Raw genomic sequence first — 2085 nt, 5'->3', positions numbered from 1 at the left:
TGGCATTTTTCTATTGGCTTTGTACCTCTTGGTGGAAATTATCACCGTCGCCTACATCCCTATAATGTTGAGGTTTCGCAGTCTCAAAGCTGGAGAAATCCTTGGGCTAATCGGTTTGATTTCAGGTGTTATCCTTGCAATCTGCGTTTTGCCGATTTCTCTAATAGCGGCGCTGTTACTCCTTCCTTATCTAATTTGGACTCCTATTGGTACTTACACTACCGACGAGTTAAAAGAGTTAAATCCTCAAGATGCATAAGGCATCTATGCAAGACGCCCATAACGTGCTGTGACAGGATTGGCTGGATTGGATTGATTATTCAGCCAAGCCCACATTTGATCGCCAATAGAAAAATGCCACCACTCTCTGGGATTGCGTTGAAAGCCCGCTTTTAACATTACATCTTGCAATAGCTGACGGTGAGCATGATACTTTTGGGCTTCTGGGCGATCGTTATTGGCATAATAATCTGGGTGCGATCGCTGTGACATTTCATCAATGGGCGAACCCATATTTACTATTTGCCCTGCATCATCTACTAGCGTCACATCCACCGCCGCACCTGTACTGTGAGGAGGGGGAGTTTTTTCATCCAAACTTGGTGCAGCCCAAATTTCATAAACCGCTTCCCAAATCTCTTGGCGTTGGTTTGGGGATAACTCCACATCAGTTAATCCCCTATCCTGCATTGCTTGGGCGAAGCTGTAATCTACCATAAACTGCTGGACTGCGATCGGGCGATAAGCATCAAAAATTTGGATACGCCAGTTTGGATGCAACAGTTCAAGATAATTTTGCGCTTGGATCAAATTTTCAATAACGCTTTGACGGAGATAATAGGGGGAGCGATCGCCATAGGGCGCACCCAATTTTTCATAAGGATGGGGAAATTCCACCGCAAACAATTCTAAAGGAATCTCCATTAGTGGTTCACCACACTCAAAAATCGGGATTTGATGGTAGGGCCTCATGTAGTCAGCCATGCAAGACTTACGGATTTTAACGCAAGCATAGCATTCTGCGTAACGAGTCTCTTATTCCTTTATGTCCTTTGCGCTTCTGCGTGCAATATCAATTTTTCTCAATCCTGAACAGTAAACCAAAAACTTTTTTTCTAAAGGGCGATGCCTACGGTGGTCACTGAGCGCAGCCGAAGTGCGGGCTACACCTACGCTAATAATCTGCTACGTATACCAAAGTTATATAGCCTTTCCTAATCACATAAGGTACATCATAGTCCCCTCTCGAAGAACCTACGGTGTACACACAAGTACTTTCGTCCAGAACACAAGTACTTTCGTCCAGAACAAAAGTCCTTTCGTCCAGAACACAAGTCCTTTCGTTCAGAACACAAGTCCTTTCGTTCAGAACACAAGCCTTTTCGTCCAGAACACAAGCCTTTTCGTCCAGAACACAAGTACTTTCGTCCAGAACACAAGTCTTTTCGTTCAGAACACAAGTCCTTTCGTTCAGAACACAAGTATTTTTTGAGCTTTTGAGGGAATGAAACAGCTTTGCTTTTCGAGAGGGGTTAGAGGTGGGGTTCTTGTACCTAACTTAACCGAGAACCGCTATATAAAATACTTAGGCTGTAATTACTACTGCGTTACGCTCCAGGCATTGTAAAGGAAGTATTAATGCTTACCAATTGTCACCCTTACTGCCTACAATTATTGGGCGCATCAATGGTGAATCAAGCTAACTTTAACCATACTGATTTTATTACTGCTGAACTCTTGCAAGCTTCTACTAATGACGCATTTATTTCCGGTCAACCTTATTTTACAAATATTTGGACAGAATTTACAGGAACTACACCAGAAGAAATGGTAATTGGTCAAGAATTATTATTACAAGTTGCCAGAACAGATATTTTATTATCTATAACTACTGAAATTGCTGAAAAAGTATTAACCCGCTTGTTGCGTTATCATATTTTACACAAAATCAATGGAGGATATTATAGTAATCCGCTTTGATTTTTGAAATTATTTGCGTAGGCGGGGAGTAGGGAATAGGGAGTAGGGAGTAGGGAATCAGGCTTTTCGAGGTGTACGGTGTTTATTCAAAAATCAAATAGGAAT

At 42.1% G+C, this 2085-nt stretch carries 3 protein-coding genes; 2 read left to right on the top strand and 1 reads right to left on the bottom strand.

Annotated elements, in window-relative coordinates:
* Nucleotides 1–259: tryptophan-rich sensory protein (locus LC574_RS37305; RefSeq protein WP_229458651.1), on the top strand; the 259-nt coding region annotated here is incomplete at its 5' end.
* A gap of 5 nt (nt 260–264) precedes the next feature.
* Here LC574_RS37305 and LC574_RS37300 read toward each other — a convergent pair.
* On the bottom strand, nt 265–972 hold the full coding sequence (locus LC574_RS37300) for a M15 family metallopeptidase (RefSeq protein ID WP_229458652.1): 708 nt from the start codon (nt 970–972) through the stop codon (nt 265–267).
* A gap of 666 nt (nt 973–1638) precedes the next feature.
* Here LC574_RS37300 and LC574_RS37295 point away from each other — a divergent pair.
* The gene (locus LC574_RS37295) at nt 1639–1980 is read left to right on the top strand and encodes a hypothetical protein (protein WP_229458650.1); all 342 of its coding nucleotides are present in this window, start codon (nt 1639–1641) and stop codon (nt 1978–1980) included.
* Nucleotides 1981–2085: the final 105 nt, after the last annotated feature.

The sequence above is a fragment of the Nostoc sp. CHAB 5715 genome, assembly GCF_020829685.1.
Taxonomy (GTDB): domain Bacteria; phylum Cyanobacteriota; class Cyanobacteriia; order Cyanobacteriales; family Nostocaceae; genus Nostoc.
Note: the sequence above shows the minus strand (reverse complement) of the source record. Positions and strands in the feature narration are given on the sequence as shown.

Excerpts from the sequence above, each read along its gene's own strand:
- LC574_RS37295 (WP_229458650.1), top strand. The coding sequence starts at position 1,639 with ATGCTTACCAATTGTCACCCTTACTGCCTACAATTATTGGGCGCATCA.
- LC574_RS37300 (WP_229458652.1), bottom strand. The coding sequence starts at position 972 with ATGAGGCCCTACCATCAAATCCCGATTTTTGAGTGTGGTGAACCACTA.